General features: G+C 35.2%; 23 protein-coding genes. 17 read left to right on the plus strand and 6 right to left on the minus strand.

Annotation, left to right across the window (positions count from 1 at the left end):
- Positions 1–61 precede the first annotated feature (61 nt).
- The 4 genes from H2672_RS17495 to mobQ all read right to left on the minus strand — a co-directional run bounded on the left by H2672_RS17495 (position 62) and on the right by mobQ (position 6,070).
- Positions 62–262 carry a helix-turn-helix domain-containing protein gene (locus H2672_RS17495; RefSeq protein ID WP_186673501.1) on the minus strand — a complete coding sequence of 67 codons (201 nt, stop codon included), beginning with the start codon at positions 260–262 and terminating at the stop codon, positions 62–64.
- Between the two features lie 248 nt (positions 263–510).
- Positions 511–1,134, minus strand: coding sequence for a JAB domain-containing protein (locus H2672_RS17500; RefSeq protein WP_255485879.1), 624 nt, complete (start codon positions 1,132–1,134; stop codon positions 511–513).
- Between the two features lie 695 nt (positions 1,135–1,829).
- Complete coding sequence (locus tag H2672_RS17505) at positions 1,830–3,974, minus strand: type IA DNA topoisomerase (protein WP_186673502.1); 2,145 nt, start codon at positions 3,972–3,974, stop codon at positions 1,830–1,832.
- Positions 3,975–4,042: 68 nt separating this feature from the next.
- Positions 4,043–6,070 carry a MobQ family relaxase gene (mobQ, locus tag H2672_RS17510; protein ID WP_186673503.1) on the minus strand — a complete coding sequence of 676 codons (2,028 nt, stop codon included), beginning with the start codon at positions 6,068–6,070 and terminating at the stop codon, positions 4,043–4,045.
- Between the two features lie 263 nt (positions 6,071–6,333).
- Here mobQ and H2672_RS17515 point away from each other — a divergent pair, with 263 nt between their 5' ends.
- Genes H2672_RS17515 through H2672_RS17525 form a run of 3 tightly spaced genes read left to right on the plus strand, consistent with a single transcriptional unit; the run spans position 6,334 to position 8,220 of the window.
- Positions 6,334–6,609: a hypothetical protein gene (locus H2672_RS17515; protein ID WP_186673504.1), complete on the plus strand. Its 276-nt coding sequence runs from the start codon at positions 6,334–6,336 to the stop codon at positions 6,607–6,609.
- 29 nt (positions 6,610–6,638) lie between these two features.
- Positions 6,639–6,851, plus strand: a complete 213-nt coding sequence (locus H2672_RS17520; protein ID WP_370569696.1) for a hypothetical protein — start codon at positions 6,639–6,641, stop codon at positions 6,849–6,851.
- Positions 6,844–8,220, plus strand: coding sequence for a hypothetical protein (locus H2672_RS17525; protein WP_186673506.1), 1,377 nt, complete (start codon positions 6,844–6,846; stop codon positions 8,218–8,220). Before H2672_RS17520 ends, H2672_RS17525 begins: the two co-directional genes overlap by 8 nt.
- A gap of 203 nt (positions 8,221–8,423) precedes the next feature.
- Here the strand turns inward: H2672_RS17525 and H2672_RS17530 are convergent, their stop codons facing one another.
- The gene (locus H2672_RS17530; RefSeq protein WP_186673507.1) at positions 8,424–9,113 is read right to left on the minus strand and encodes a DUF3967 domain-containing protein; all 690 of its coding nucleotides are present in this window, start codon (positions 9,111–9,113) and stop codon (positions 8,424–8,426) included.
- A 494-nt stretch (positions 9,114–9,607) separates the two neighbouring features.
- Here H2672_RS17530 and H2672_RS17535 point away from each other — a divergent pair, with 494 nt between their 5' ends.
- From H2672_RS17535 to H2672_RS17550, 4 genes are all read left to right on the plus strand, one after another.
- Complete coding sequence (locus H2672_RS17535; RefSeq protein ID WP_186673508.1) at positions 9,608–10,129, plus strand: hypothetical protein; 522 nt, start codon at positions 9,608–9,610, stop codon at positions 10,127–10,129.
- Positions 10,130–10,463: 334 nt separating this feature from the next.
- Entirely contained in the window at positions 10,464–11,471 is a 1,008-nt protein-coding gene (locus tag H2672_RS17540) for a ParM/StbA family protein (RefSeq protein WP_186673509.1), read from the plus strand.
- 11 nt (positions 11,472–11,482) lie between these two features.
- The gene (locus H2672_RS17545) at positions 11,483–11,773 is read left to right on the plus strand and encodes a hypothetical protein (RefSeq protein WP_186673510.1); all 291 of its coding nucleotides are present in this window, start codon (positions 11,483–11,485) and stop codon (positions 11,771–11,773) included.
- 322 nt (positions 11,774–12,095) lie between these two features.
- A complete protein-coding gene (locus tag H2672_RS17550; protein ID WP_186673511.1) occupies positions 12,096–13,160 on the plus strand; it encodes a replication initiator protein A in 1,065 nt (354 codons plus the stop codon).
- Positions 13,161–13,243: 83 nt separating this feature from the next.
- Here the strand turns inward: H2672_RS17550 and H2672_RS17555 are convergent, their stop codons facing one another.
- Positions 13,244–13,444, minus strand: coding sequence for a ribbon-helix-helix domain-containing protein (locus tag H2672_RS17555; RefSeq protein WP_186673512.1), 201 nt, complete (start codon positions 13,442–13,444; stop codon positions 13,244–13,246).
- 241 nt (positions 13,445–13,685) lie between these two features.
- Between H2672_RS17555 and H2672_RS17560 the strand changes: the two genes are divergently transcribed.
- The 10 genes from H2672_RS17560 (at position 13,686) to H2672_RS17605 (ending at position 24,166) form a co-directional block, all read left to right on the plus strand.
- Entirely contained in the window at positions 13,686–13,910 is a 225-nt protein-coding gene (locus H2672_RS17560) for a TrbC/VirB2 family protein (RefSeq protein ID WP_186673515.1), read from the plus strand.
- A gap of 17 nt (positions 13,911–13,927) precedes the next feature.
- Positions 13,928–14,968, plus strand: a complete 1,041-nt coding sequence (locus H2672_RS17565) for a hypothetical protein (RefSeq protein WP_186673517.1) — start codon at positions 13,928–13,930, stop codon at positions 14,966–14,968.
- 20 nt (positions 14,969–14,988) lie between these two features.
- Positions 14,989–16,872 carry a VirB4 family type IV secretion system protein gene (locus tag H2672_RS17570; RefSeq protein WP_186673519.1) on the plus strand — a complete coding sequence of 628 codons (1,884 nt, stop codon included), beginning with the start codon at positions 14,989–14,991 and terminating at the stop codon, positions 16,870–16,872.
- 3 nt (positions 16,873–16,875) lie between these two features.
- Positions 16,876–17,970, plus strand: coding sequence for a lysozyme family protein (locus tag H2672_RS17575; RefSeq protein ID WP_186673522.1), 1,095 nt, complete (start codon positions 16,876–16,878; stop codon positions 17,968–17,970).
- A 13-nt stretch (positions 17,971–17,983) separates the two neighbouring features.
- Positions 17,984–18,553 (plus strand): hypothetical protein, encoded by a 570-nt coding sequence (locus tag H2672_RS17580; RefSeq protein ID WP_186673524.1) that lies wholly within the window; start codon positions 17,984–17,986, stop codon positions 18,551–18,553.
- Entirely contained in the window at positions 18,543–18,743 is a 201-nt protein-coding gene (locus H2672_RS17585; RefSeq protein WP_186673528.1) for a hypothetical protein, read from the plus strand. Before H2672_RS17580 ends, H2672_RS17585 begins: the two co-directional genes overlap by 11 nt.
- 14 nt (positions 18,744–18,757) lie before the next feature.
- Positions 18,758–19,933: a conjugal transfer protein TrbL family protein gene (locus tag H2672_RS17590; protein WP_186673530.1), complete on the plus strand. Its 1,176-nt coding sequence runs from the start codon at positions 18,758–18,760 to the stop codon at positions 19,931–19,933.
- Positions 19,934–20,001: 68 nt separating this feature from the next.
- On the plus strand, positions 20,002–20,439 hold the full coding sequence (locus tag H2672_RS17595) for an LptM family lipoprotein (RefSeq protein WP_186673531.1): 438 nt from the start codon (positions 20,002–20,004) through the stop codon (positions 20,437–20,439).
- A gap of 22 nt (positions 20,440–20,461) precedes the next feature.
- Positions 20,462–22,534 carry a VirD4-like conjugal transfer protein, CD1115 family gene (locus H2672_RS17600; protein ID WP_186673533.1) on the plus strand — a complete coding sequence of 691 codons (2,073 nt, stop codon included), beginning with the start codon at positions 20,462–20,464 and terminating at the stop codon, positions 22,532–22,534.
- Positions 22,535–22,561: 27 nt separating this feature from the next.
- Entirely contained in the window at positions 22,562–24,166 is a 1,605-nt protein-coding gene (locus tag H2672_RS17605; RefSeq protein ID WP_186673535.1) for a hypothetical protein, read from the plus strand.
- Positions 24,167–24,795 lie beyond the last annotated feature (629 nt).

Raw genomic sequence — 24,795 nt, forward strand, 5'->3', positions numbered from 1 at the left:
CCTCTAAATCTTTTAAATTATATTCTCGGGTTTTGTATTGCATGTGTTATCGCTCCTTTGTTTAATGTTTTTGAATCAAATCAAGAAAGACCTGACTTCCTTTGCTCTCATAATTAGCAACTAAACTTTGAATCGCCAGTACAGCTAGCTGTGACTGGGAAACCCCTAATTCTTCACTCATGTTCTTTAATTGGTCTTTCAATGACTCCGGTATAATAACGGCTATTCTCTTCTTTTCGATGGTAACAACCCCCTTATCCATAAATCAATTATACCGTTTTGTGTATCAAATTGATACCAATTATGTGCTGTTTTGATGTATCGAAACAAGATGGCACTTCATCTTGTTTCCTTTATTTATGGGCTTTTCAATCGGACAAATAAGCGGTTTTATTTGTTCCATAAAGCAGAACGTGTTGGGCTGCCACTTTCGGTTTTTGAAAGTGGCCACACAATGCGTTCTGCCGATCTTGAACTTTTCAAATCAGAAGAAGGGGTTTCCCCCTTCGCTCACATATAGCCTTTTTCTTTTAATGAAACGTATTTTTTACCGCTTACTATAATATGGTCAACAACTTCGATTCCTAGCAATTCCCCACATTCGACAAGCCTTTTTGTGACTTGAATATCTTCACTACTTGGTACAGCACTATCAAAACTTGGGTGGTTGTGGGCTACTGCGATTGAGCCTGCGTTATTTAATATAGCGGTTTTGAATATCTCTCTCGGTGTTACAATGGCACTGTTTAAATTTCCGATTGAAGCCCTGTGAACTGCACTAACTTCATTTTTCACAGTCATACAGATTATCAAAAAGACTTCTCTATCTTCTTCGCCAATCATTTTATAAGCTACATCGTGAAGGTCTCTCGGTTCTCTTATCTTATAAGTCAATTCATCTTCATTTATTGTCGTTACTTGCTTAATTCGTAATACCTCTAATATTGGTTTCAATTGTTCTACTGGTGAGAATTCAATTGTTGTTTTAACTTCGGTATTTTCATTTTCTCGCAAGTCCATTTCTTCTCCGCAATATAATTCATTCGCTTTCTTAACAGCTTCTTTTTCTGTCGTTGCTTCAATTTCCATGTTAAGCGTAAAAATTTCTTTAATTTCGATGTTGTGTTTTCTCATAAGTGTTATCGCTCCTTAGATTGTGTTTTCGACTTTGTCTTTTGTTTTTTCCTTTCTTTTGTTTTTCAGCAAACCATTTTTTTTAGGAACTTTAGACGGTGCTGGAATCTTTTAAAAATTCCATATTCCCACTCGTCAGACTGGCTCGTTCCTTTTGTTGTTTATGGTTCATTTTTTTCAGTGTACTTAGTCGTTTGCTGTGATTATAAAAAAGACCTCCGAATAAAAAACGAAAGGGCGAAGCGTAGCGAAGTGCATTTTACCCTTTTGTTTTTTATTTGGTGGTCTATAATCACTGTTCAGCAAACGACTTAGTACACTAAAAATGAACCATAAACAACAAAAGGTGGGTACGAGTGGATGAGAGGGAATAGGTTTGGAATTTAGGCTCTTGAACTTTGTTCTTCTTCTTTTGAACTTCGTAGTCGTTGGATCGTGAAGAAAGGTACAGGAACTTACGGACAGTTTGTGCTGCTACTTTCGGTTTTTGAAAGTGGCCACACATTACTGTCCGTTGTTATCGGACCTTTTAGATACAAGCGAGATGCTTAGGGATTGTTAGGTTGCGTTCTTCAACCTTACAACCCCTTAGTAGACCTGAAAGGCTACCCGACGATTGCATTTGCTCTAACATCACTAAAAATGAACAAAAAAAAAATAGCCCACCATTTTTAAAAGTGGACTACTCTTTCAATTTATGAGAAATCAAACTCGACTTTCCCTTCATTTAACTTCAATTTTGCTTCAAAGGCTTTTCCTTTTTTAGATTTAAAACCTTTTAATTTCGCTGTCGTTCCTTTTTCACAAAGTGTTTTTATCATTTTTTCAGAGAGGTTTTTTTCTGATATTTTTTTAAATATCACGAACTTACAACCATTTGATTCTCCCGTGCAAGCGTACACTTTATTTTTATCAATGATATGCCCTTTTTTACAAATCGGACAATCAGTTATATAGTTTTTTTCTTCGGCTTGTTCCTTCAACGCAACGATCTTGTCATTGTTCTCAATTTTTTCGTTTGTTTCAGCAATCGTCTTTTCAATGAAATTTTTTGTGTTTTGGATAAAGGCTTCTTGATTTCCAGTACCTTCACCAATCTTTTGAAGATATAATTCCCACTTTGCTGTCATGGTCGGACTGGCTAACAATGTACCCTTAACAGCTTCACAAATAATTTGTCCTTTTTCGGTGACATAAACAATATTCTTTTTCACTTCAATATAATTTTGTTCTTTCACTCGTTCAATTACTCCGGCTCTTGTCGCTTCCGTTCCAATACCTTCAATCTCTTTTAAAATGGCTACTTCATCATTTTCTTCAACGTATTTACCGCACGTTTTCATCAAGTTAATAAGTTGCCCTTCTGTATACGGTTTCGGTGGTTTTGTGAACCCTTCAATAATTTCAAGCTTACTTTGTACTGGATCACTTTCTGCGACAAGCGGTAAATTTTGATTGTCCTCATCTTCTTTTTCAGCAGTTTGCACAATCGCTTTCCAACCTTTTTCAATTTCCGTTTTACCGATGGTCTTAAACTCAATTTCTTTTACGTCTGTTAAAATCGTGGTTTCCTCATAAATATAATCTTCGGCAAACATACAAAGTGTCGTGAGCATAACTTCCCGATAAATATTCTTCTCCTGGTCAGATAACTCATTGAATGTTTTTTCATCTGCGACTTGCTTAGTTGGCACAATCGCAAAGTGCTCCTGAACTTTTTCATTATCGACAAAACGCTTATTTTGCTCTAATGATTTTGTTTTGAAATCAACCTTCATGAACTCTTTATAGGAATCTACATTATTTTTAATATACTCAAACTCACCAGTGGTAATAAAATTGCTATCGGTTCTTGGGTAAGTAAGTAACTTCTTTTCATATAAAGTTTGAGCGATTCTCAAAACGTCTGACGGTGTATATTTCCAACGCTTATTGGCTTCACTTTGTAGACTAGATAAAGAGTGCAACCGTTTAGCAAGGGTACGTTTCTCTTTCTTTTCAATGGACTTAATCACTCCACTGTCTTTTAAATCAATCCCTTTATCTTGGAGAACCTTCGCAATTTCATCTTTTGTATCTGTCTTATAATCTGCTTTTCCGATGTACGATCCAATCGCATGAGTGAAATTTGCCTCCAATCGGTAGAACGGTTTTGAAACAAAATTCTCGATTTCCTTTTGTCGCTCATTTATCAATACAACTAAAGGTATTTGTATTCTACCAACACTAAAACTTCCATGCCCTATGATTCCTTTATTTTGAAGGTGCAAACTGAAATAAGGAGAGAAATTCATGCCTATCAACCAATCACTCTTTTGTCGTGCTTGGGCTTCCAAAAATAGATTGTAGGTATCTGCTCCATCTTTCAAATTCTCGAATCCTTTTCTAATCGAATCTACTTCTAATGAATTTATCCATAAACGCTTTATCTTTTTATTACTTGCTCCGGCTTGATTTATTATTAAATGGGCGATTGCTTCGCCTTCCCTGTCGCAATCAGTCCCTATAACGACCTCTTCAATATTTGGCGAATTAATTAATTTGGCTACTTGGTCATAGTGGGATCGGGTATGTTCATTCGGAGTATAGATGAACGGTTCAGGGAAGATGGGTAAGTTTGAAAGCTTCCAAACCCCTAATTCCTTCTTATAATCTTGCGGTGGTTGCAAGCCAATTAAATGACCGATACCCCACGTTATAATTGCACCATTCGGGAAGGTCTTGTTGGGCTTTAATGTAATCGAGTGTTTGTCTTTCGTTTCTACTTCATAAGCACTAGAATACGCTTTTGCTTGGCTCGGTTTTTCTGCTAGTATCAAAACAGGAACATTTGTCCTCATAAGTGTTATCGCTCCTTTTTATTTAGTAAGTGCTGCAAGGTCATTCTTCACCTTGCTCCACTCATGCTTTATAGTTCTCTACCGTCTGAACCTTTTCTTCTTCTTTGAGCAGTACGGTCACGCTTGTTCCGTCCTGAATCTCGGCTTTGGTCATGCTGTGCCTGTTGCTGTATTGCCATGAACAACTGGTTAATGATGTTCTGTGTCTGCTCTTTCATATTCTGCTTAATATGGGCCCTTGAATCATTGCCTTTGTCATTATCCAACTGATTATGAACTGTCTCTTGTTGAGCCTGTACGTCCTTCAAGAATTGAACATGATTTAACTGTTCTTTCTCCACTTCGCTCAATCGGTCATACGCTTCTAAAAGAGTAACCTTCATTTCAATGTCGTGATTTTGTATGTCCGGTGCAAAGCCTTTCTTTTCTAAATCCACATTGATATAAGGCTCAATATCTCTGATATAACCTTCATATTGCTCCTTCAAATCAGCGAATGTACGCGCTTGGATAATCTCTTTATGAAGGTCGGGTATGCCTTTATCCATTCGATTAAATTTATCAATAGATCGCTGGTAAATATTAATTGAAGTCATCGTTTGTTTAGCCTGTTTCCATAACGGAATAACCATTTCATTTTCATTCTGTTTTGCTCTAGTTTGATAATGCTCTTTTAGTTCATTGAATGGAACAATTTCATGTGTATCTTTCATGGTATCTAATGCAAAGGCTTTTTCCTCTAAACTAACTCCCTCAACATTTTCACCTTCATAAACGACTGCAAACTCTGATTCTAAAACGTCTTTTTGATAGTCATAAACGATGTGAGAATCTTGTTTAAGATTATCAAATTGAAGTTGTTTATTTTTGAAACTATCCTGACTGGTTCTCAAATCATTTACTTGTTTTTTAATATCATCTTGGAACGTATCTAATGAGTATCCGTACTTTTTAATCGATGTTTTATCCTCTCGGTATTCGCTCAATACCTTTTTATAGAATCGTTCAGAAACATCTAATTTTGTTCTTTCAGTATCTAGTTGTAACTTCCAACTACTACGTGGATTGTGGAACTCGTTATACATTCGATTAGCGATATTAAAATTAACATATGTTTTTGCTCGTTTTCCAATTATCTTATGAGCATTGACTTCTTTAACAGTCAATGGTCGGCTGTTTCTCTTTTCAATTTCAAATGAATCATTCATATCTTTTTCGTTCTTATAATCATCAATAGAAACAACAGAAGAATGTTCTTTTGAAGCATGAATAACCTTTTCATTATAAGCTTTAATTTCTTTATTCTTTTTACCGAAGTAAGTTTGTGGTTCGTATTCTTTCCCCTGCTCTAATGCTTCATCTTTTAAACGTTTTTCATACTGGTAATTTTCTAAAGACAATCGTTCAGTCGGTTTAATTTCAAGCCCTTGATCTTCATATGATCTATGAGAAAAAATTAAATCATATCCATGTTCTTTTGATTTATCATTCAATTTTTCTGCGAAGTTTTCTCTCCACTTAACCAAAGTTGATTTGCTATTCCAGTCATTTATTTTTACTGACTTTGTAACTTTCCAACCCTTTTCATCGAAAACTTGTTTGCCCTCTTTGTCCAACACTGAAATGCGTTTTGATTTATTTTTATTCCATGTACCGTCTTGGTTGAACTCTCTCATAGTTAATAAAACGTGAGCATGGGGATTGTTCTTTTCATCTCTGTGAATTGAAACGTCTGCAACCATTCCTTTATTCACGAAATTTTCTTGAACGTATTCTTTTGTTAATTCAAATTGCTGTTCCTCTGTAAATTCATTCGGTAAAGAAAGAAGCAAACTTCTTGCGATTTGTGAACCTTCTCGTTTCTCAATTCGTTCAACTTCATTCCATAATCTTTCACGTTCTAAAGTCCATTCGGGAGCGTGTTCAGGTTTCAAGATAAATGACTGCGGTTGAACTTCTCTCTCTTTATAAGATTTCGTTTCACCGTCACGTTCAGAATATAGTTTTTCACCACTACGATATGAAGCCATTGCAACAGATGAAGAAGTTGAATTATTAACAACTCGACAATCAAAGTTATAATATCCGCTTGTCATTTATCTCACCACCTTTACTTTTGATTTAGCCCCCGCTGGAAACCCCTGTGGGAAACATGACCTTGAATTTTGTTCTATGGTCTACCCGTCGAATGCAGAGTTTTCCTGAAAGGAAAATCACTGCGTATAGATGGGCACTCGTCTTTAACTTCATGATTATTGTACCACAGTATTTACAGTTTTTCTATTAGTATGGTTTGATTTTTCAATGTATTTCATATAGAATTAAACAAAGCTAAAAAATTTGAAGGGAGTTTTTAATAATGTCTAATAAAGTACAAAGAATTGTAGACCGTAAAAACAAGATGGAGGAAAAAATCTTAAAAATGCAGGAGGAAATGAAAGAACTAGAACGACAGGCATATGAAGAAGTTGGTCGTTTGGTTTTTAAAGAATGGGAAATCGGTGCTGACGTTGATTCTGAAATTGTGATTGATATTATTTCTTCACTGAAAGAAGAAGCACAAAAACTTTTAATGAATGATAATGTACATTCGGGAAAGAACGAGTTAGAAGAATCAAAAACACAACTGACGTAATTCTTCTATACAAAAGACAAGGTCAGTTAATCGAAAGAGAAAAAAGAAAGTGGCGAACCTTTATGAATAATGAAAGAAAGAAACGTGCAAACCGTTTGATTCAAAAAGGAGCATTACTTGAAAAATACTTCGATTGTGAGCATTTAACAATCGAACAAACAGAAGAATTATTAAAGACATTTTCTTATTATGTTAATCATAATAAACCTAATTATTTGAAAGGAAATGATAATAATGGCTGATGAAAAGATTCCTGATAGTGCAAGTGATATTCCAGTAACTAAATCACCTGAACCAAAATATTTAGCATCTGTAATTTATGACAATAAGAGCAATGACAAGTCACTTATCATAAAGAATTATGAAACAGACAAGCAAAAAGAATTAGCAATTGAAACTGAATTTCATAAATTCTTTGTTCGTAACAAAGAAAATAATAAAATCGATTTAGAGTTTTTACTGAATCGAGATAATTACAATAAGCTTGTTAATGCTGAAAGGCAAAGTGAAGTAGAATCTTTCATTTTAAATACGAATGAATTAAATCTTTTAGAAAAAGAAAACATCTTAGATCAAAGTATTGATACAAAGTTAGCTATAGCAATTAACGAATATCGAACAGATAATTTCGATGAAAATACATCAATTGAAAATGAACAAGAACTCTATAATGAAACTTTGAACGAAATTAAAAATAAGACCAACAATCTTGGACTTGCTTTTACCGAAGATGATGGTTACTCTGTGCAGGTTAGTTTAGATATTGAAAATTTAGCTTATAAAACAGAAGTTGAATTATTTGAAGCAAACCAGTATAAAGAAACCATTGTTATATATGATTCCGTAGATGAAATGATAAGAGACGTTAAAAAACTCGATTTTTCGGAAATGACAAACTCCCCTGTACATGATTTTGAAAATGAATTGGAACAGAAAAAAGCATTAGAACAAAAAGCAAAATTTCTATTGAAAGAAAACGGTTATGCCATTTCTGATGGTAATTCATTTGATTTCTCTGATGAACAAATCAACTCATTTATTTTGAATAAGTCATTAGAAAACAATCAAGAAAATGATTACAGTTTGCACGGAAAATGGACTGAATTAGAAAACAAGTATCATGAATTGGGCAATACTGTTTCACCTGATAAGCTTAATCAAGTTACCGAGAAGCTTGTGAAGAACAAATTAGATTTTAATAAGTCTTTGTCTGACGATATGACAAACAATCGGATTGTCACCATTCTACAATCGGATAAGGTACTTTTAAAGCACTCTGTAGACCATTTACAGCGTTCTAAAATGTATGCTTTGCTATCTAGTGCTAAAAACGAATTGGCTAATGTACGCATTAAGAACAACGGTTTAGAGAGTGAGCGAGAAGCAATTTTAAAAGATAAAATTGTTGATTTAGAGAATCGTGTATCTCCACCACCAAAAGCTACACTGGAGAATGTTAATGCTAAAGTTAATTCAGCTTCTAACGTTCGCGCAACAGCAAAGTCTTTAAAAAATGTTCAAACAAAAACACAAGTCCACGAGAATACAAATGTGAAAGAGCCAGCCCGTCCTATCCCCAAAAAAACACGTTCAATTGAACTTTCACGATAATAAAAAAGAGTGCTGCAAGGTCATTTATGATCATGCGACACTCCCATAGTGGTCCTACCAGCGAAACGCTGAAAACATTTTCCGTGAAATGTTGGTGGTACCCCTATTAGCACTGTTATGGACTCTCCAAAAGTTGTCCCTAAAGTGAAAACTAAAAATGTAATTAGCAAAGGCCCTTTTTCACAAAAAAAAGAGCCCATAGCTCACTTACCGAACAATCGGGCCAAGAATCCTTTATTTGCATGCTGCTCGTGCAGTTCTTTTATTTCTTCGAGTCGATTCTCCTCGGCTGCTGCGACCTCTCTTTTTGCTTCCTGCGAAAGACGCAACGATTCCATCAGCATCTCGTCTCGTTTCGTCAATGATTCGTCGATATACTTCTGCTGCTGCTCGAGCTTCTGCGATAGATTATTCATAGTACCCGTCGCTCGTTGTTCACGTTCGATCTCTCGCTGTTTGGCTTGTTCATTGGATTCTTTTATATAAGACTCGAGCTCTTTGATCCGATCCTCTTGCGATTTCATGACTTCTACGATATTTCGATAGGAGTCGAGGATCTCATTCATTAATGCCGGAGGACGATCCTCGTCATCGGGTGTGTAGACAATTTGCTCGACATTCTGTGCGAGAGTTTGCTGTATGAGCTCGTGGGGCTCGTTCCTATCCTTCATCTCGTTGATAAGCGAAAAAATGCGGACAGCGTCTCCTGTGTACCTTTTATTACGTCCTTTACCGATAGACGTACTTTCGACGTACTCGTTATATTGATCTTTCCACGTTCGAACAGTTGACGCTGGACGATCGAGCTTAATCGCGATTTGCGCGAGGCTATATGTACGTTGATGACTCCCGTGCCTATCTTTTTCGCGTTCTTCGTTTACACTCTCGTTCATCGTTCGTTGTCATCCCCCTTCGTTTCGTCGTGTATATTTCGATATTAGTTGATTATCGAACTCGTCTCATTGACTATATTACGTCATTCGTTATCCATTGTGATCGTTGCATTGTTTACTATTCGACGTCTACAAGTGAAAAACCTGTTTTTATTGATAGAATCGTTTGCCTATCGTCATTTAGATAGATAGTAGATCAAGAAATAGGATGATGAGAAAGAATTGAGCGATGAAGCTTATAGTATTATCGGTTATTGGGACTGGGTGTGGATTTGAATTAAAGTTTAACCGTTTAAAAAATTACGGCTGTTTTAAAAAAAGTTGCACCGTTTTCCTCCTTTGGATATGCATTGTCCAAAGGGGGCTTTTAAGTTAAAAATAACATGATGATATTCAACAATTTGGGCCAGTTAGTTTAAGAAGTACTTGCAAAATCTTGATGTTAATCTAATGCTTTATCTGTTGAAGTTTATTTTTTGGAGGGACATAAAATAGTGGAAATCATATTTATAAATGTAAGCGAGGACTATGAAGAAGAAGTAAGTTTCGGTATTAAAACAAAGGAAATACCTATAAGTATTTTCGAAATAAAGTGCGAGGACATTGAGCAGTACCAAAACATTTTTAGAGGTGTTATATCGATTCTCGCTGATTATTCAACTAGGCTAATTACAATCATATCGGAACCTGTTCCATTGAAAATCCCCTTTCATTATAAACAGACTGATTTAAAAGGAAAAAAGATGATTCAAACCGACTTCATAGATTCCTCAGCAATTGGTTTTCTTGAAAACTATTTTTCCGAAAGTGAGTATCGAAATTCTAATGATTTTCTTTGCTTAGGTGAAGTCCAGTCATGGGAAGTAAAACCTAGACCTGAATTTACCCCACTATCTTTTATAGATTTAAAAGGTTTGTTTGTCTTTTCTGAAGACCTAAAAATAATTCAGTGTGTAGTATTTGAAGCAGGCTTTCAAACTGAATTTTTAGCGAAATTGAAAGATATCAAGTCCTAATCCTTATTCAACTATCGCGTGCGATTGTTATATAACCTTTAGGTTTAAACGACTATATTGTTTTATTATTGGTATAGAAAAAGTGTTTTACATGAAAATTAAACAACTATATTTAACACCGCCCACATTTAGGGACGGTGTTATGCGTATTTGTAGCATTAGAATTAAACAACTTTATTGTCGCTGATCATTTGAAATAATTTTGATAATTATCTTTATATCCAAAGGGATATAAAGATATATCACTTTGGATATATCTTTATATCCAAATACTTGACTGTATATCCAAATAGATATATCATGGTATATATAAACAACAAGGGAGCGATAACTTATGATTAACTTTGGTATTGACTTTGGGAATGGGTATGTAAAAGCTGTTAGTGAAAAGGGGTCTTTTGTTATTCCGAGTTTGATTGCGATAAAGGATCTTGAAGATAACGCTGTATCATCTGCATTTAAAAACGATTTTAAATTAAATACTTTCAAGCGAAAACAAGACGATCACGAATATTTATTTGGGGAAGATATCGCAATGGAAGTTGAAGAAGGCTTTATCACTACAACGAACAGCAACAATAAACGCTATGAAACGATAGCGTTTCAACAAATGGCTGATTTCGCACTGGCTGAACTCGCTTCGTATGAAGATGAAAGCAAAGTTGATGTACGACTTGTAACAGGTATGCCTTCAAATGAGATTCAATTCGCTACTCTCAAAAAAGACTTTTCAAGCTTCTTGAAAGGCGTTCATGTGGTTTCTCGAAATGGACAAGATATTATAATTGACGTAAAAGAAGTAGTTATCATCGAGCAACCACTTGGTACGTTATTCAATCTTTACTTAAATGATAAATCACAAGTCCATGATAATTTTAAATTCGGGAACATCGTTGTCATTGACTTTGGAAGCGGTACGACAATAATTGACGAATATAAAAACATGAAACGAGCAGACGGCAAAACAATTAAATCTGGCATGAGAAACTTCTATAAAAACATTGCTAAAACACTTTCTAAGAAAAGTGAACAAGACGTTGATCCATTGCATATTGAAGAAGGAATTAGAAACGAAACTTTCTTAGCAAAGTTCGGACAATCAAGATTATCATTCCAGGATATTTTTGATAAAGAAGTGACTAAAAAATTAAATGAAACACTAGCTGCTTATGAAGATACAGTTGATGAACAGGGAGTAACTGCTTTTGTTACTACTGGTGGTGGTGCAATTGTATTCAACAAGGTCTTGAAACAGCAGAAAAACAACTTCATTCCTACGGAAAACTCTCAAATGGCTACTGCAAACGGTTGTCTAAAACTTGCAAAGTCCTTTGATAAATAAGGAGCGATTGAATGACTACCAAAAAGAAACTAATCTCTTACAACACGATAAAGCACCCACTGGTCGCACAATTCTTTGATGAATTAGAAGATACTAATTTAGCTTCTCACTACGTTAGACAAGCTATCGAGTTTTACCAACAGCATAAGAATGAAGGTACTCTATCGACACAAAGCGTCACAAACGTCCCTGTCGCTAATCAAAAAGAAAATACCTCTGTTAGCCAGCCCGAAGAAATATCGGGCGATACAGGGGCTTCTGATGATAAATACAGCGACTTCGATCCTAAAGGCTTTATATAATCTAGTAGAATGGCGTTTTTAGGGGTATCAGCTGATTACCTTATAAAAGATACGTATGATAGATTTAAAGCTGTCTACGAGGCTCGTAAGCACCTCAAAATCGAATCTATATTTATATCAAACTATCTTTAATTATTTTTCTGATATAAAATAATACTAGACTACAAAACTACAAAAAAAGACAAAAAAATATCCGAGCATTCAAGAAGAATGATCGGACACAAGTCAATATAGTGGTATACATGTTACTCGCTGTTACAAATATACCACAAATAGCGTCTTTGTGTCTATTCGTTTGTTTGCTCCAAAGGGAGTTTTAAAAATGAATAATCAATACGTAACAATCTACGAGGAATATAAGCATAAGTTCTTCCAGTTACCACAAGTGTTCTTTGTAAGCGGGAAGTATAAAGATATGTCTAACAATGCAAAAGTGGCATGGTCGATCTTGCGTGACCGTTCATCATTATCAAGACAGAACAGATGGTTTGATGTCGATACAGGTAGAATTTATTTTATCTTTAAAAATGAAGAACTTATGAAAATGTTGAATATAACTAGCGAAGCAACAGTAGTGAAGATTAAAAAGGAATTAGTAAACGCTGGCTTAATAGAGCAATTTAGACAGGGCTACAATCGTCCAAACAAAATGTATTTGCTATATCCCGAAGTCGTGATGGACGATATTTATAAGATTGACGAGTTTGAAAACTACACAACAGAACCTGATGGTACACCTAAGCAAATTGAAGGCTCTAACGCTTCAGCCTTAGAGCCACAAGGAACTTTAAAAAATGAAGCTCCAAAAAATGAAGTTCCGGAACTTCAAAAAATGAAGCCTAATAATACTGAGGTTAATAATACTTCTTTTAAAACAGATAAAACATTAGATACAATAGATACTGAAACAGACTTATCCACAATCAAATTAAATGGTTCTTCTCTAAGTGAGCAAGACGAATTCATGGTAAATGCTTTCTTTAGAAACAACAGAGTGCCTGAACAATTAGGTCGTTGCTTAAAAGTATTTTCAACATCACTTGAAGAAGCTGAATATTATGCAGGTGTGATATTCAGAGCAAAAAAAGAAATCGAAAAAGATTCGGGTTTCCATTTCTTCTTAGAAGATAGACTTGACGTTGAAATGGCTGTGGTTGATAGTTTTACCCGAGCGATCCGTAAGATTAAAAGAGGAAATTCTAAAGATGAAAAAATAGTTAATAATGAAGCCTACATTTATCGTTGCGTTTTTACTGCATTGAAAGACCACTTTGGACCTATTTTTTATTCTAAGCAAAATGATGATGGAAATGATACTCCGCAATATAATGAAAATGGAGTTAAGAAAGTACCCCTGTATGATTGGCTGGAAGAACGAGAGGGATAAAATATCGCATTATAAAAAGAGCAACAGAGACGAACTTTTCTCTGCTGCTCTTTTTGTGTGGAATCAAATATAAGTCCAGTCATTCATTTATCTGGTTGAAAGTCTTTCAAACCTTTGGATATTAAAAATCGAACTGCGTCTGTTCTGTTCATGAAATTATAGTCCTCTGTGAACTGATCCACCTCATTAATTAATGCAGTTGGAACTCTTAAATTCATAGTCGTGTACTTTTTCTTATCTTTTTCTTTATCCTCATCTTTGTTCATGTTTTTAAAATCTGCCATTCAACCCCACTCCCTTTTAAAAACCACTTATGCACTAAAGTGATAGTAATATTACGTTAAAAACAGTATAACAAATCTAGTTAAATATGGATACTTTTTTAAAAATAGTGTATAATAGATACATATACATGAACCAAATAGGTATCAATAATACACCTTTTAAACACATGTATACAAAAAACGCATTGTTGAGCCAGCGTAATAAATTGGTATCTCAATGCACGAAAAGGAGAGGAATTGCATGTTTGAATCGTTAAACAACCTACTCAATGGACTTTTTGGCGAACTCAGAACACTCGGTATTTCAATTTTTGCTATCGGTCTTATTGTCATGGCCCTGCTGACTGCATTTGGTGGCGAGGAAAATAAACGTAGCTTCCAAAAAGGCTTCGTAGTTTGTATTGTCGGCTTAATCGTTTTCTTTGGAGCAAAACCCCTTATTACTTGGGTACAAACATTCTTCTAAAAAGGAGTTGAATGAGTATGAGCGACAATAATTCAAACTCCCTGTACCGCAAGAAAGAATTGAAGGAACAAGGACTATTAGAAATTCCAATGCAAGTGGACTCTTCCCGTTACTTTATCAATAACATTCGGTGGGCTGATGTAATGTATACAGCCCCCTTTTTATTAGTAACGGTCATCATTCTTTACTTCCTAAGTGATACAGGGAATCTAACAACGACAACTATTATATTCTCATTTTTACCACCAACGATTGTTCTCGTTCTACTATGGGTGAAACATTCTGATCGAAAGAATATTTCACTGGTGACGGTCTTTAAATGGCGATTGCAATTTATAAGAAGTAAGAAGAAATACGAAATGTCACGAGAAAGGGTGAATGATATGAAAGAAGATATTCGTTCACAATTAGGGATTTGGGATATAAATAATGATTGTTTTGAAACACTGGATAACCACTTTGTAAAAATAGTTGAAGTATCATCGGTGAATCTAACTGGTATGTCGAACAATGACAGAATAAAAACATTGAACGCTTATCAAAGTTTCTTAAATAACCATGCGTTTTCTTCTTTTCCTTTGCAGATTGAACAGTTTTCAAGACCAGTCAATCTGAAAGGGTATCTTCAATGGGTGCAACATAAGAGTGCGAACGAAAAGGATATAGTCAAACGTATTTTGAACGAAAGCTATATTGACAAGACACTAGAAATTCAAAAGTCGAAAAAAATGGTATCGAAAGCACGTTACATTATTGTTCGTGAAAAAATTGGTTCTAATAGAGAGAAGTCACTCAACAGCATTACAAGAAAAGCAGAAACTTTAGTTGCTGCCTTTTCTAACATGCTTCCTGAAAAGCATAAACTCCATGCTTCTACTTTGGATAATGAAGAACTCTTTGATTTGATTTACAGTGCGATTGATTACGAGAACGCTCAAATCAATTCGGGAATGAGAAAAAATGCTCAAGCATTGTTCAAGTCCATTACTTTAGGAAATAAAACGCATGATGAAATTGTTAGTGCAATTGAAGAAGAACGATTCAATACCATTTACTAATGCCAGGGGAGCGATAACACATGAAAATTTTCTCCAATCTATTTAAGAAAAAAAAAGAAACTACATTTGAAGATAGCGTGGTTGAATCAAATGTGATTGTAGACCAAATTGCACCTGATTCTATTGAAATCGGTGAAAACTTCGTGAGAAGCGGTAACAACTTTACGAGAACTTTAATTTGTGTTGATTTTGAGCCACTTTTACAGCAAAGCGATATTCGAGAGTTGAGTGAGGTTAGTGAAAACATCAGTATTGTTCAATTCTTGAATATTTACGATAAATCGAAAGTCCATGCGGAACTATCAAGATCCATTCGACAAAACAATGCGAAATTAAATGAGCCGAATCTTTCACCTTCTATTCAGGAAGATTCAAAAGCACAAATTGAAAGTGCGGAAATGCTACTTCGTCAATTAGTTCGGACTAAAGAGCGTATGTTCATGTTCCAATTACTCATCCATGTGGTTGCTCCGACAATGGAAGAATTGGAAGCAGTCAGTACACAAGTTAAAACCGTAACTTCAAGTATCGGGAAATTGATTTTCCCAATGACAAGAGCGAAAGAATCATTCGATAGTTTTCTCCCAATCGGAAAAAATAAAGTCTATGATTTATCGTATCGAGCAATGAACAGTGAAGCAGTAGCAATGTTCTTTCCTTTTCACGAAAACGAGATTTTCGATGAAGAAGGAATTATTAAAGGGAAAAATATCGAGACAAATAATATTGTCATGATTAACGATAAAAATTATTTAAACAAACATGCGACCTATATTGGTTCAACAGGTTCAGGGAAATCAACCGCTATGTTTTCTGACATGGTAAGAAGATATTCGTTCGGTGATAGAATCATCGTCATTGATCCAAAAGGGGAGTTTGGTAGACCATTCAAAGAAATGAAAGGCGAATGGGTGAAGTTCTCCTTAGAAGGTGAATCGATTATCAATCCTTTCGATTTACCACAACATAGTTTCATAGATCAAGAGGGAATTGTTACTCAATCTAATCCGCTGTACGACAAAATTTCTACTTTGATTACCATGTTCCAGCTGATGTATTCCGATATGGACGATTTGCAGTCTGACGTTCTTTCGGAAATTCTACTAGATTTATATGCTGATGAACGGTTCGGAAAAGAAATCACAATTGAATCGAATGTTAGATTATTAGTTCCGACAGATTTTCCAACGATGAAAGACTTATATGATGTGATTCAAGAAAAAGAAAAAAGTAATCCCGAACAATACAATATTTTGATTAAGTTTCATCAAACTTTGAAGGCTTATGCAACAGGCACATATGCAAACTTGTTTAACGGTTATACAAATGTTGATGTGAAAAGCGATTTAATCTCGTATGACTTAATGAGTGTTTACAATCACCCACGAGTTCAAAAACCATTGTACTTTCTACTTCTTTCCTCGCTTCGTGATGAAATCATGAAAGGCGATAGAAGGTCAACACAACTATACATTGATGAAGCACATATCATTGCTGATCCACGAGTAACAGTTGCGATGGAATATCTCTATGAAATGATGAAGGTTGTCCGTTCTTTCAACTGCGGAATCACAACAGCAACGCAACAAATACAAGACTTTTTAAGTGCAAAGGATAATAACAGGAATTACGGTGATGCGGTAATTTCACTTTCGGTTCAGCAATTGATTCTTCCAATGCAAAAGAAAGAAGTTATGTTCGTCAATAAAGAAATGCACTACGACTTTTCAGAAGATGATATTGATTACTTGGAATTTCAAGAGGTTGATAGAAATGAAAAAGCAGGTAAAGGGTTCTTATTTGTCGGAAGTCGAAAAATTAAACTACAAGTTGAATTAACGAATGTTGAAAAAGAGTTATGGATTAACAAAAATTATGAGGTATTGGAGAATAAGGGGCTGTGATTTATGGGCAACTCAAAAGAAGTTTTAAAGACTGGTAGTAGCCTACTCTTAAAAAAACTTTTGGCTTCTTCGGTGGGCTTGGTCATTGTTGCTATTGCCCTTGTAGTCATTATTATCATCGGTGTTATTAGTGGTTCTGATGGTAACGGAAACGGTGCTTTAATAGGTGGCAAGGCACTCCCTGAAAGCGTTATGCAATGGGAAGGTGAAGTGCTTGAAGCAATGGAAAGGCATGGTGTAGATGAATCTCAAGTACTTTTATTGTTGGCTATTATGAATCAAGAATCGCAAGGTGATATTTTCTATTCAAACGGTGACATTTTTCAATCCTCGGAAAGTAAATGTGGTTACATCGGGTGCATTACGGACCCGATAGAATCAATTGATCAAGCGGTGAAGTATTTCAAAGGTGTTCTCGCAAAAGGTGAAAGTTTAGGTGTCGATATTCAGACTATGATTCAATCCTATAATTTCGGTGGTGCTTATATGGACTTTATCGCTTCCAATGGTGGAGAACATAGTGAGGACTTAGCAAAAGATTTTTCTATGATACAGGTTCAAAAAGACCCTTCTTATAACTGTAACGGTAATACTGAAAACTTCCGTTACCCTTACTGTTACGGTGATTTCACTTATGTTGGAAAGGTTATGGCATATGTAAGTGATGGAAATATGGTTGGCGATTTAGAAAACTTTGGTGATTTTGTTGCTCCTGTTTCCCCAATGGTCTTAACGAGTGGCTTTGGTGGACGTGATAGCCCAATAGAGGGTGCTTCAACAAACCATAAAGGACAGGACTTAGATTGTACTCTTGGGGTTAGCCCTATACACACTGTTAAATCGGGTGTTGTTACTCATGCAGGAACAGCAGGGGGGCTAGGAAATGCTGTGGTTGTCCTACATGGTGATGATATTTACACAACCTACGGACATATGAGCAGTTTAACAGTGTCAAACGGTGACGAGGTGGAACAAGGAGAACAAATCGGTGTATGTGGTTCGACTGGTGTTTCAAGTGGTGCTCACTTGCACTTTGAAATTAATGTTGGTGGTATGTGGGGGAATCAAATTGACCCTTATCCATATTTCCAAAAATAAGGAGCGATAACGCATGAATAATTTATGGGAAAAATACAACAAACTGATTTTCATTGTAATTATATTGGTTTTGTTTCTTGCTGTGATGATGAAAAATTCTCAATTGAATAAATCAGAAACGAGTTTATCTGAACAAGATGAACGAGTTGCAGATTTAGAAAAAGAAATTAAGGAGCAAGAAAAAGTAGATGAAATAAAAGAGAATACAGATACATTCGATAAAGATTTAACTTGGTTCGTGACTAATACTTATGAATCGAATGATCCGTATGAGTTATACAACAAAATTAAAAATTCGGTATCGAAAGAAGTGTTAGTTCAGTTAATTGGTGAAGAAATTCCGACTGAACCGCAACCAGGTTCTGATGTAGTAACAAAAAAAGTTCAATCGGTTGATGTATATGGGAAATACGTTGGTGAAAAGATTTATCATGCTGTTGTTACATTCGATTATGAGTACGCATACAAAGATACAGTCCAAAAAATTCAAAAAGTAGTCATGATCGAACTGAAAGATATGGAAGGAGATTGGTTCGTTACTGACTTTAAAGAAGTGCAGTTGGGAGATAGTTATGCTTCTTAAAGTAATGAAATGGCTGGAATCAAAACTCTTTATTGAGCCAATCGAGAAAAGAAAAACTCTGTATTTTGAACGAACAGAAAAAGAACTTAGTGAAGAAGCGGTAAAGAATTACAAGTTTCAGTTATTCACGATATATTCTTTTGCTGTTGGACTAGTCGCAATCTATTTGATTGTGCTAGTCAAAAATTAAAGGGGCGATAACACATGAATAAGCTAAGAGTTATTTTATTATCTGCCTTTTCATTAACCCTGTTCTTTCTGTTTAGTTCTACGGTTCTAGCAAATGGTTTGAATGGTGTAGATTCTGAATTTGATAAGTCGGGAAGTGAAATCGAATCAGAAATTCAAACAGAAAAAAAAGAATTAGAAACCTATAACTTAAAGGAAATTCCCGAAGGAAAAGGGGAGTTTTTGAAAGCTTATAAAACGGAATTTGAAGAATGGAAAGAAGCAGTTCCAGGCGGTAAACAGTATTACAAGCTAATGGAAAAGTACGATTATCAAGAAGGTGAATTTACCTGTGGTAAGTTCGATATTCTGTGTCACATTATCAACTTTGGCTATGTAACAGGAACTTCAATTGTGAGTGCGCTCTTATCGCCACTCGAAAAACTAGCGATTGCACCGGAAGAAATCTTGAACGATTCAACATTGAACCAATTCAAGACCGCATTTAAAACATTTACGACTGCGTTACTTGGGGTATTCATCATCTTCCAGTTACTCAAAATCTACTCATACAGAATGACGAACCACTCTGATACATCAGGAGTTTTAAATGAAAAGATATTGAAATTGATTTTTGCTAGTGCTTTGTTATTCGGTTACGAAAAGTTTTTCTCTGCGATCCTAAATATTCAATATCGAGTAAACTTCGGGATATTCAATTACATTTCAAATTCACAAGAAGTTACTCAAAATATTATGTTGAATATGCTTTTAACTCCAAACGGAACCATATTTGTGATTCTGATTCTACTCTTTGCGATTCTGTTAGCAGTGCTTTTCTTCCAAATGGTTTATAGCTTTGCATTGGTCGGCATTTTATACGTCGCTGGGCCAGTTGCGGTCACAACGATGGTAAATGATGATTACAATATGTTCTCACTTTGGTTGAAAACGCTTATTGCTCGTTTCTTAACCCTCGCTTTGCAAGGGTTATCCGTTGTTCTTGCTTTGTCTTTTGCTTCTCGTATCGCTTTCTTAGATGGGAATATCGGAGTTTTCGATTCAATTTTCGATAAGGTACTCGCTCTAACATTTCTGATTGTTGGAATGTCGATACCTGCACTATTAAAAGACTTCGGTAACAGTTCAGGAAGTGGACGTGCGGTAACAGGTGGAGCAAAAGCAGTTACTACAACGATATTAAGAAAATAGAAGTGTGAGTGGTGCAAGTTCATTTATGATCTTGCACCACTCAAAAATATAAAAACAGGAGTGATTATATGAAAAAGCTTTATGGTTTGGTTTCTATTATGTCGTTGCTTTTAATTTTATCGGCATGTGGTAGCAAAGCGGAATTCAAACAAGTCAATGAAGATGAAGCTATTAAGATATTAGATTCAAAAACAAGTTTTCTATTCTACATGGATAACCATGATAGTGCTGAACCATACAAAACGTACATGAAAAGTTCAGCTGAAAAGAGCAAAACAACAATCAATTATTTTATTGATAGCGATAAAAACGCAACTGGTAGGAAAACCGAAGGAGATTATGAAAAACCGGAGGACTTCGACAAACGCATTAAAGGAACTGGGGTAGAAACCTACTATATTCACGCTATAAGAAACGGTGAAGTGAAAGACAAACTTCGGGTAGATGATTATTTGGAAGGAGAATTATCAGAAATGCTGTCAGGTTTTATTGAAAGAAATAAATGATTCAAAGGGGTGATAACACGTTATGGATAAGTTGAAAAAAGGGTGGTTGGCGATAACCCTAATTATGTTTTTATCGTCATTGGCTTTCTCATATGTCCTCTTAGCCTATCTGTATAAGTTTATGAGCAAAAAAGAATTTACCGAAACGCTTCAAATGCCGAAAGAGGTATTCAATTCTTTCTATATGAATGAAGATTATAAGATTATGGTTATCTTGATTCCCTTAGTAATTTTCATGGTGTTAATGTACGCAATGCGAAAATCAATTTTCGTTCATGAGTATTCGGACGCTTCTGCTTTTGGGGTGAAGGGTAATGCGAAGTTTGGCAATCCCGACAAAATTATGAATGACAAAGTGCTTGTGTCTAATCAAAAATATGGGTCATTAAAAAAAACAATGAATTTAACGGACGGTATCATTTTAGGAATTGCCCCTGATACTAAAAATATATTAGTAGTTGGAGATAAAACTTCACTTGCAACAAAAAATATTTTCATCAATGGTTCTAGTGGTGCAGGTAAAGGGCAAGCGTATGTTTTGAATAACATCATCAATAACAAAAACGAAAGTATTATCGTTATTGACCCAAAAGGGGAAAACTTCTCTTTAACCGCTCAATTAAAGATAGATCAAGGCTATAAAGTTTATAACGTAGATTTCAGAAACTTTGAATACTCTCGATACAATCCATTAGATTATGTACGCAATGATGAAGATGCACAAAAAATATCTTCAATCATTACCAGTAACAGCGGTGCAGACGAAAGTTTCTTCACTGAAAGGGCAAGTAAACTTTTAGCGGCCCTGATTAGTTACGTGAAAAGCGAATTTCCTGCGGAACAGGCGAACATGGCGAAAGTTCAAGAAGTCTATCAAGAACACGTTACGGATATGAAAAAATGCAATGTATGGCTTGAAGAAATGTCTGATAGTCAACCTTCAAAAAAGTTAATGCAAAGTGTGTTAAGCACCTTAACTTCTGAAAATACTCGTGCTTCTGTCTTATCAAGTTTTGATAGTATCACTTCAATATTTAACTTTAATCGAATTAAAAAAATGACAGAAACCAGTGATTTCAAATTCAATGATTTCGTTGAAGAAAAAGCGATTATATATGTAAAAATTTCAGCACCAACAAACCCTTATAAAGCGTTAACCAGTGTTTTCATCGGACAGATGATAGATGAATTTTTCGCTATTGGAGATAAAGATCCATTAGGTCGATTAAAGACACCAGTACATTTTTTATTAGACGAGTTTCCGAACATCGGACGAGTAGACGGTTATCAAGAAACACTAGCTTTATGTCGTGGTTATCGAATGTATATGCACACGATTGTTCAAAACATAACTCAATTAGAAGAAAAGAAACTGTACGGTAAAGAGCAAACTCAATCCATTTTATCGAATCACTCGGTAAAGCTAATTCTAAAAGTTGGGGAACAGCAATCAGCGGAATATTGGAGTAAGTGGTTTGGTAAAACGACAATTAGTTATACAGCAAAATCATCATCTCAAAGCAAAAACGGTAAAACGACAAGTACGAACACTCAATACGAATCAAAAGATTTAGTGACACCCGATGATTTAATGCAGTTAGATGATGATAAAGCTTATTTACTTTTAGCAGGGCTACCACCGTTGTATATCAATAAAGCATGGCAATACCTTGTGTATCCTAACTTATTAACTGATAAGAATAGAGAGTTGAATTATCTCAATATCCGCAACTCACTAGGGTATACCGATGAACCGATGAACTTTGAAGGAGCAATTGACGATGGTTTAGTAAATATCTTTGAGAACTATCGAAGTGATCTAGCCATCGAAAAAGAGAAAAAACAGGAAAAATTAAATGTAGCTGCCGTTGAGACTATATCAAATCAACTGGACGAGATAGAAGCGATTTACAACTCACTAGACGTACAGGAAGAAGCACCAGTTGAGTCTGACGTACAGGAAGAAGCACCAGTTGAGTCTGACGTACAGGAAGAAGCACCAGTTGAGTCTGACGTACAGGAAGAAGCACCAGTCAAGTCTGACGTACAGGAAGAAAAGAAAGAAGAATCCCTAGAAGATTTGTTGAAGTTTTAATAAATTCAATTTAAGGAGCGATAACAAATGATTAAAAACTTAAACCGATATGGTGAAATTGATTTCAAGAAAAATGAAGGTGTCTTTTCAATCCCACTCATTCGTTTGAAAAATGATGATGTTGAAGTTTTAGAGGAAAATTATCAAAACCGAATTAAAGAATTGGGGTATGTAGATACATTTTTGTACGCAAACCACATGAGCCTAGTTCGTGACCGTTTGCAAATGTCTTTTGATTTATCCGAAAGCGTTGATTTTCACCACTTGCAACAGGTTCCCTTTGAAAACAAATTAAACTACTTCAAAACGATGGTTGAAATTGCGAGTGTTGAAGGTGTGTTATGGGAGAAAAATAACTTTGTGGTGGATCTGAATGAAAAACGTGTGAAAGCACTATTATTCTATTTCGAGGGGTTTGAGGTTTATAAAAAGGATTCTGCCCTAGACGGATTAAAACAGATTTTGCTGTTATCTTTAACAAAGTTAAATCGTATTTTAGGGAAACCGAAACGCGCAGATTTCATCGAGCAAGAAGAAATTGTGATTCGTTTTGCAGAAGATTTATTACGCGCGAACAGCGTTGGAGAAATTAGTAGTTTAATAGAAGCGTGTGAAAGTGAAATTGAATATGAAAAAGCGAAGTTAGAAGAAGAAATGTTGGAACGACAGAAAAACAATAAATTTAGTCAGTTCCGAAGCAAGTTTAATAAACCTAAAAAAGAACTAACTCCTGAAGAACAGATGAAAAAACAGTTGAGTGCTACTACTGAAAATGACAAACCGAAAAAAGGGTTATTGGATAAAATTACTTCACCAAAAGGAATGGTCGGAACGATTGTTGCTTTCGGATTGGTATTTTTGATTTATTCGGTTACAGTCAATGGTACACAAGCACAAGACAATGAAATTGGCGAAGTTGCTAAACAAGAAGCTGAAGCTAAACAGCAGAAAAAAGTAATTGAAGCATACCGTAGCTATATTAACGGTGGAGAAGAAAATATTAATAATGCCTATGGAATTTTAGAAGGTATCGGATATGAAAATCTCTCCAAAAAAGATAAAGCGGTCTTGATTGACTGGTTGATTGAACAGAAACAATTTTCAAAAGCAGTTGCAACAGATAATGAAGCCAGCTATAAAGTTGGAGCACACCTAGCAACACAAGAAAACGGTTTGGAAGAATTGGAGAAATTAAAAACATCATTTGATGATAATAAAGTAATTGCCTTTGACGTTGCGAGTTTGAAAAACCAATATCAAGTAGTTCTCGATAATAAAGATATTCACTACAACGAAAGACGAGCGAAAAAGCTCGTAGAAGCCTTTGCAATGAACAATCAGATTGATGAATTAAGATCGTTCATGGATAGCATTAAAGAAGATGATCGAGACAGCTATGAAAACCTTTTAACTTTCAATGAGCGTTATTCAACTACTTTCACTGAAAAGAGAAAAATCACTGATGAACTCGACAAATTAAAAGCAGAAGTCAAAAGTTTGAACGAACAAATCAAGTCAGAAAAAGGCGATGATAAAAAGAAATCTTTAGCTAAACAGCGTGACGAAAAGAACAAAGAAATTGAGACAATTAACAACCGAATCAAACAGATTAACGAATCAATTAAAGAATAAAGATTAGCAATACACCAGTAAATTTGTTATAATTGAAAGTGTTATCGCCCTTGGTTTTATAAATCGGGGTACAGACGAACCTTCTCATAAGGGTTCGTCTTTTTTATTGCTTGGTTTAAAAAGAGCAACGAACGTTTTTCAGTTCGCTGCTCTTTTTAAATTTCTTTTATTTCTTCTTCGTAACTGTTTTTGATTTTATAAATGGTGTTTCTCGAAAGGTCTGTTTTCCTTGAAATATGTGATGCCGTTTCGCCCTAATTAATGCACTTTGGATATACCAATTTGCTCCTCAATCTGACTACTACGAATTGTTACCATTGTATATTCTAAGTGCTTTTTAGTAAACTTTCCAGGCTACTTTCTTTAAAGTCATGGCCTTTCAGTTCGACGATCGTATCCCTTTCAAACTCTGCAAAGGCCTACATGTCATTAAAGATTAGTCGTTCAGTTGGTGTCTTCAACCAGCCCCTTATTTAAAACAGTAACTTTGATATCTCTTTCCTATCACTCCAATTACTTTTATTTTATTGATTTAGCCCTAGATTGCAATTCAAGTTCATACTGGTTATACCCAAAATAATATTACATTTTCAACAATTAATATGTTGCGACATTACGGGAATGCCCAT

The sequence above is a fragment of the Sporosarcina sp. BP05 genome, from assembly GCF_014282005.1.
GTDB lineage: Bacteria > Bacillota > Bacilli > Bacillales_A > Planococcaceae > Sporosarcina.

What these genes read in the sequence shown, in the direction of transcription:
- H2672_RS17495 (WP_186673501.1), bottom strand. Translation starts at nt 262, where the DNA reads ATGGATAAGGGGGTTGTTACCATCGAAAAGAAGAGAATAGCCGTTATT.
- H2672_RS17500 (WP_255485879.1), bottom strand. Translation starts at nt 1,134, where the DNA reads ATGAGAAAACACAACATCGAAATTAAAGAAATTTTTACGCTTAACATG.
- H2672_RS17505 (WP_186673502.1), bottom strand. Translation starts at nt 3,974, where the DNA reads ATGAGGACAAATGTTCCTGTTTTGATACTAGCAGAAAAACCGAGCCAA.
- mobQ (WP_186673503.1), bottom strand. Translation starts at nt 6,070, where the DNA reads ATGACAAGCGGATATTATAACTTTGATTGTCGAGTTGTTAATAATTCA.
- H2672_RS17515 (WP_186673504.1), top strand. Translation starts at nt 6,334, where the DNA reads ATGTCTAATAAAGTACAAAGAATTGTAGACCGTAAAAACAAGATGGAG.
- H2672_RS17525 (WP_186673506.1), top strand. Translation starts at nt 6,844, where the DNA reads ATGGCTGATGAAAAGATTCCTGATAGTGCAAGTGATATTCCAGTAACT.
- H2672_RS17530 (WP_186673507.1), bottom strand. Translation starts at nt 9,113, where the DNA reads ATGAACGAGAGTGTAAACGAAGAACGCGAAAAAGATAGGCACGGGAGT.
- H2672_RS17540 (WP_186673509.1), top strand. Translation starts at nt 10,464, where the DNA reads ATGATTAACTTTGGTATTGACTTTGGGAATGGGTATGTAAAAGCTGTT.
- H2672_RS17545 (WP_186673510.1), top strand. Translation starts at nt 11,483, where the DNA reads ATGACTACCAAAAAGAAACTAATCTCTTACAACACGATAAAGCACCCA.
- H2672_RS17550 (WP_186673511.1), top strand. Translation starts at nt 12,096, where the DNA reads ATGAATAATCAATACGTAACAATCTACGAGGAATATAAGCATAAGTTC.
- H2672_RS17555 (WP_186673512.1), bottom strand. Translation starts at nt 13,444, where the DNA reads ATGGCAGATTTTAAAAACATGAACAAAGATGAGGATAAAGAAAAAGAT.
- H2672_RS17560 (WP_186673515.1), top strand. Translation starts at nt 13,686, where the DNA reads ATGTTTGAATCGTTAAACAACCTACTCAATGGACTTTTTGGCGAACTC.
- H2672_RS17565 (WP_186673517.1), top strand. Translation starts at nt 13,928, where the DNA reads ATGAGCGACAATAATTCAAACTCCCTGTACCGCAAGAAAGAATTGAAG.
- H2672_RS17570 (WP_186673519.1), top strand. Translation starts at nt 14,989, where the DNA reads ATGAAAATTTTCTCCAATCTATTTAAGAAAAAAAAAGAAACTACATTT.
- H2672_RS17575 (WP_186673522.1), top strand. Translation starts at nt 16,876, where the DNA reads ATGGGCAACTCAAAAGAAGTTTTAAAGACTGGTAGTAGCCTACTCTTA.
- H2672_RS17580 (WP_186673524.1), top strand. Translation starts at nt 17,984, where the DNA reads ATGAATAATTTATGGGAAAAATACAACAAACTGATTTTCATTGTAATT.
- H2672_RS17585 (WP_186673528.1), top strand. Translation starts at nt 18,543, where the DNA reads ATGCTTCTTAAAGTAATGAAATGGCTGGAATCAAAACTCTTTATTGAG.
- H2672_RS17590 (WP_186673530.1), top strand. Translation starts at nt 18,758, where the DNA reads ATGAATAAGCTAAGAGTTATTTTATTATCTGCCTTTTCATTAACCCTG.
- H2672_RS17595 (WP_186673531.1), top strand. Translation starts at nt 20,002, where the DNA reads ATGAAAAAGCTTTATGGTTTGGTTTCTATTATGTCGTTGCTTTTAATT.
- H2672_RS17600 (WP_186673533.1), top strand. Translation starts at nt 20,462, where the DNA reads ATGGATAAGTTGAAAAAAGGGTGGTTGGCGATAACCCTAATTATGTTT.
- H2672_RS17605 (WP_186673535.1), top strand. Translation starts at nt 22,562, where the DNA reads ATGATTAAAAACTTAAACCGATATGGTGAAATTGATTTCAAGAAAAAT.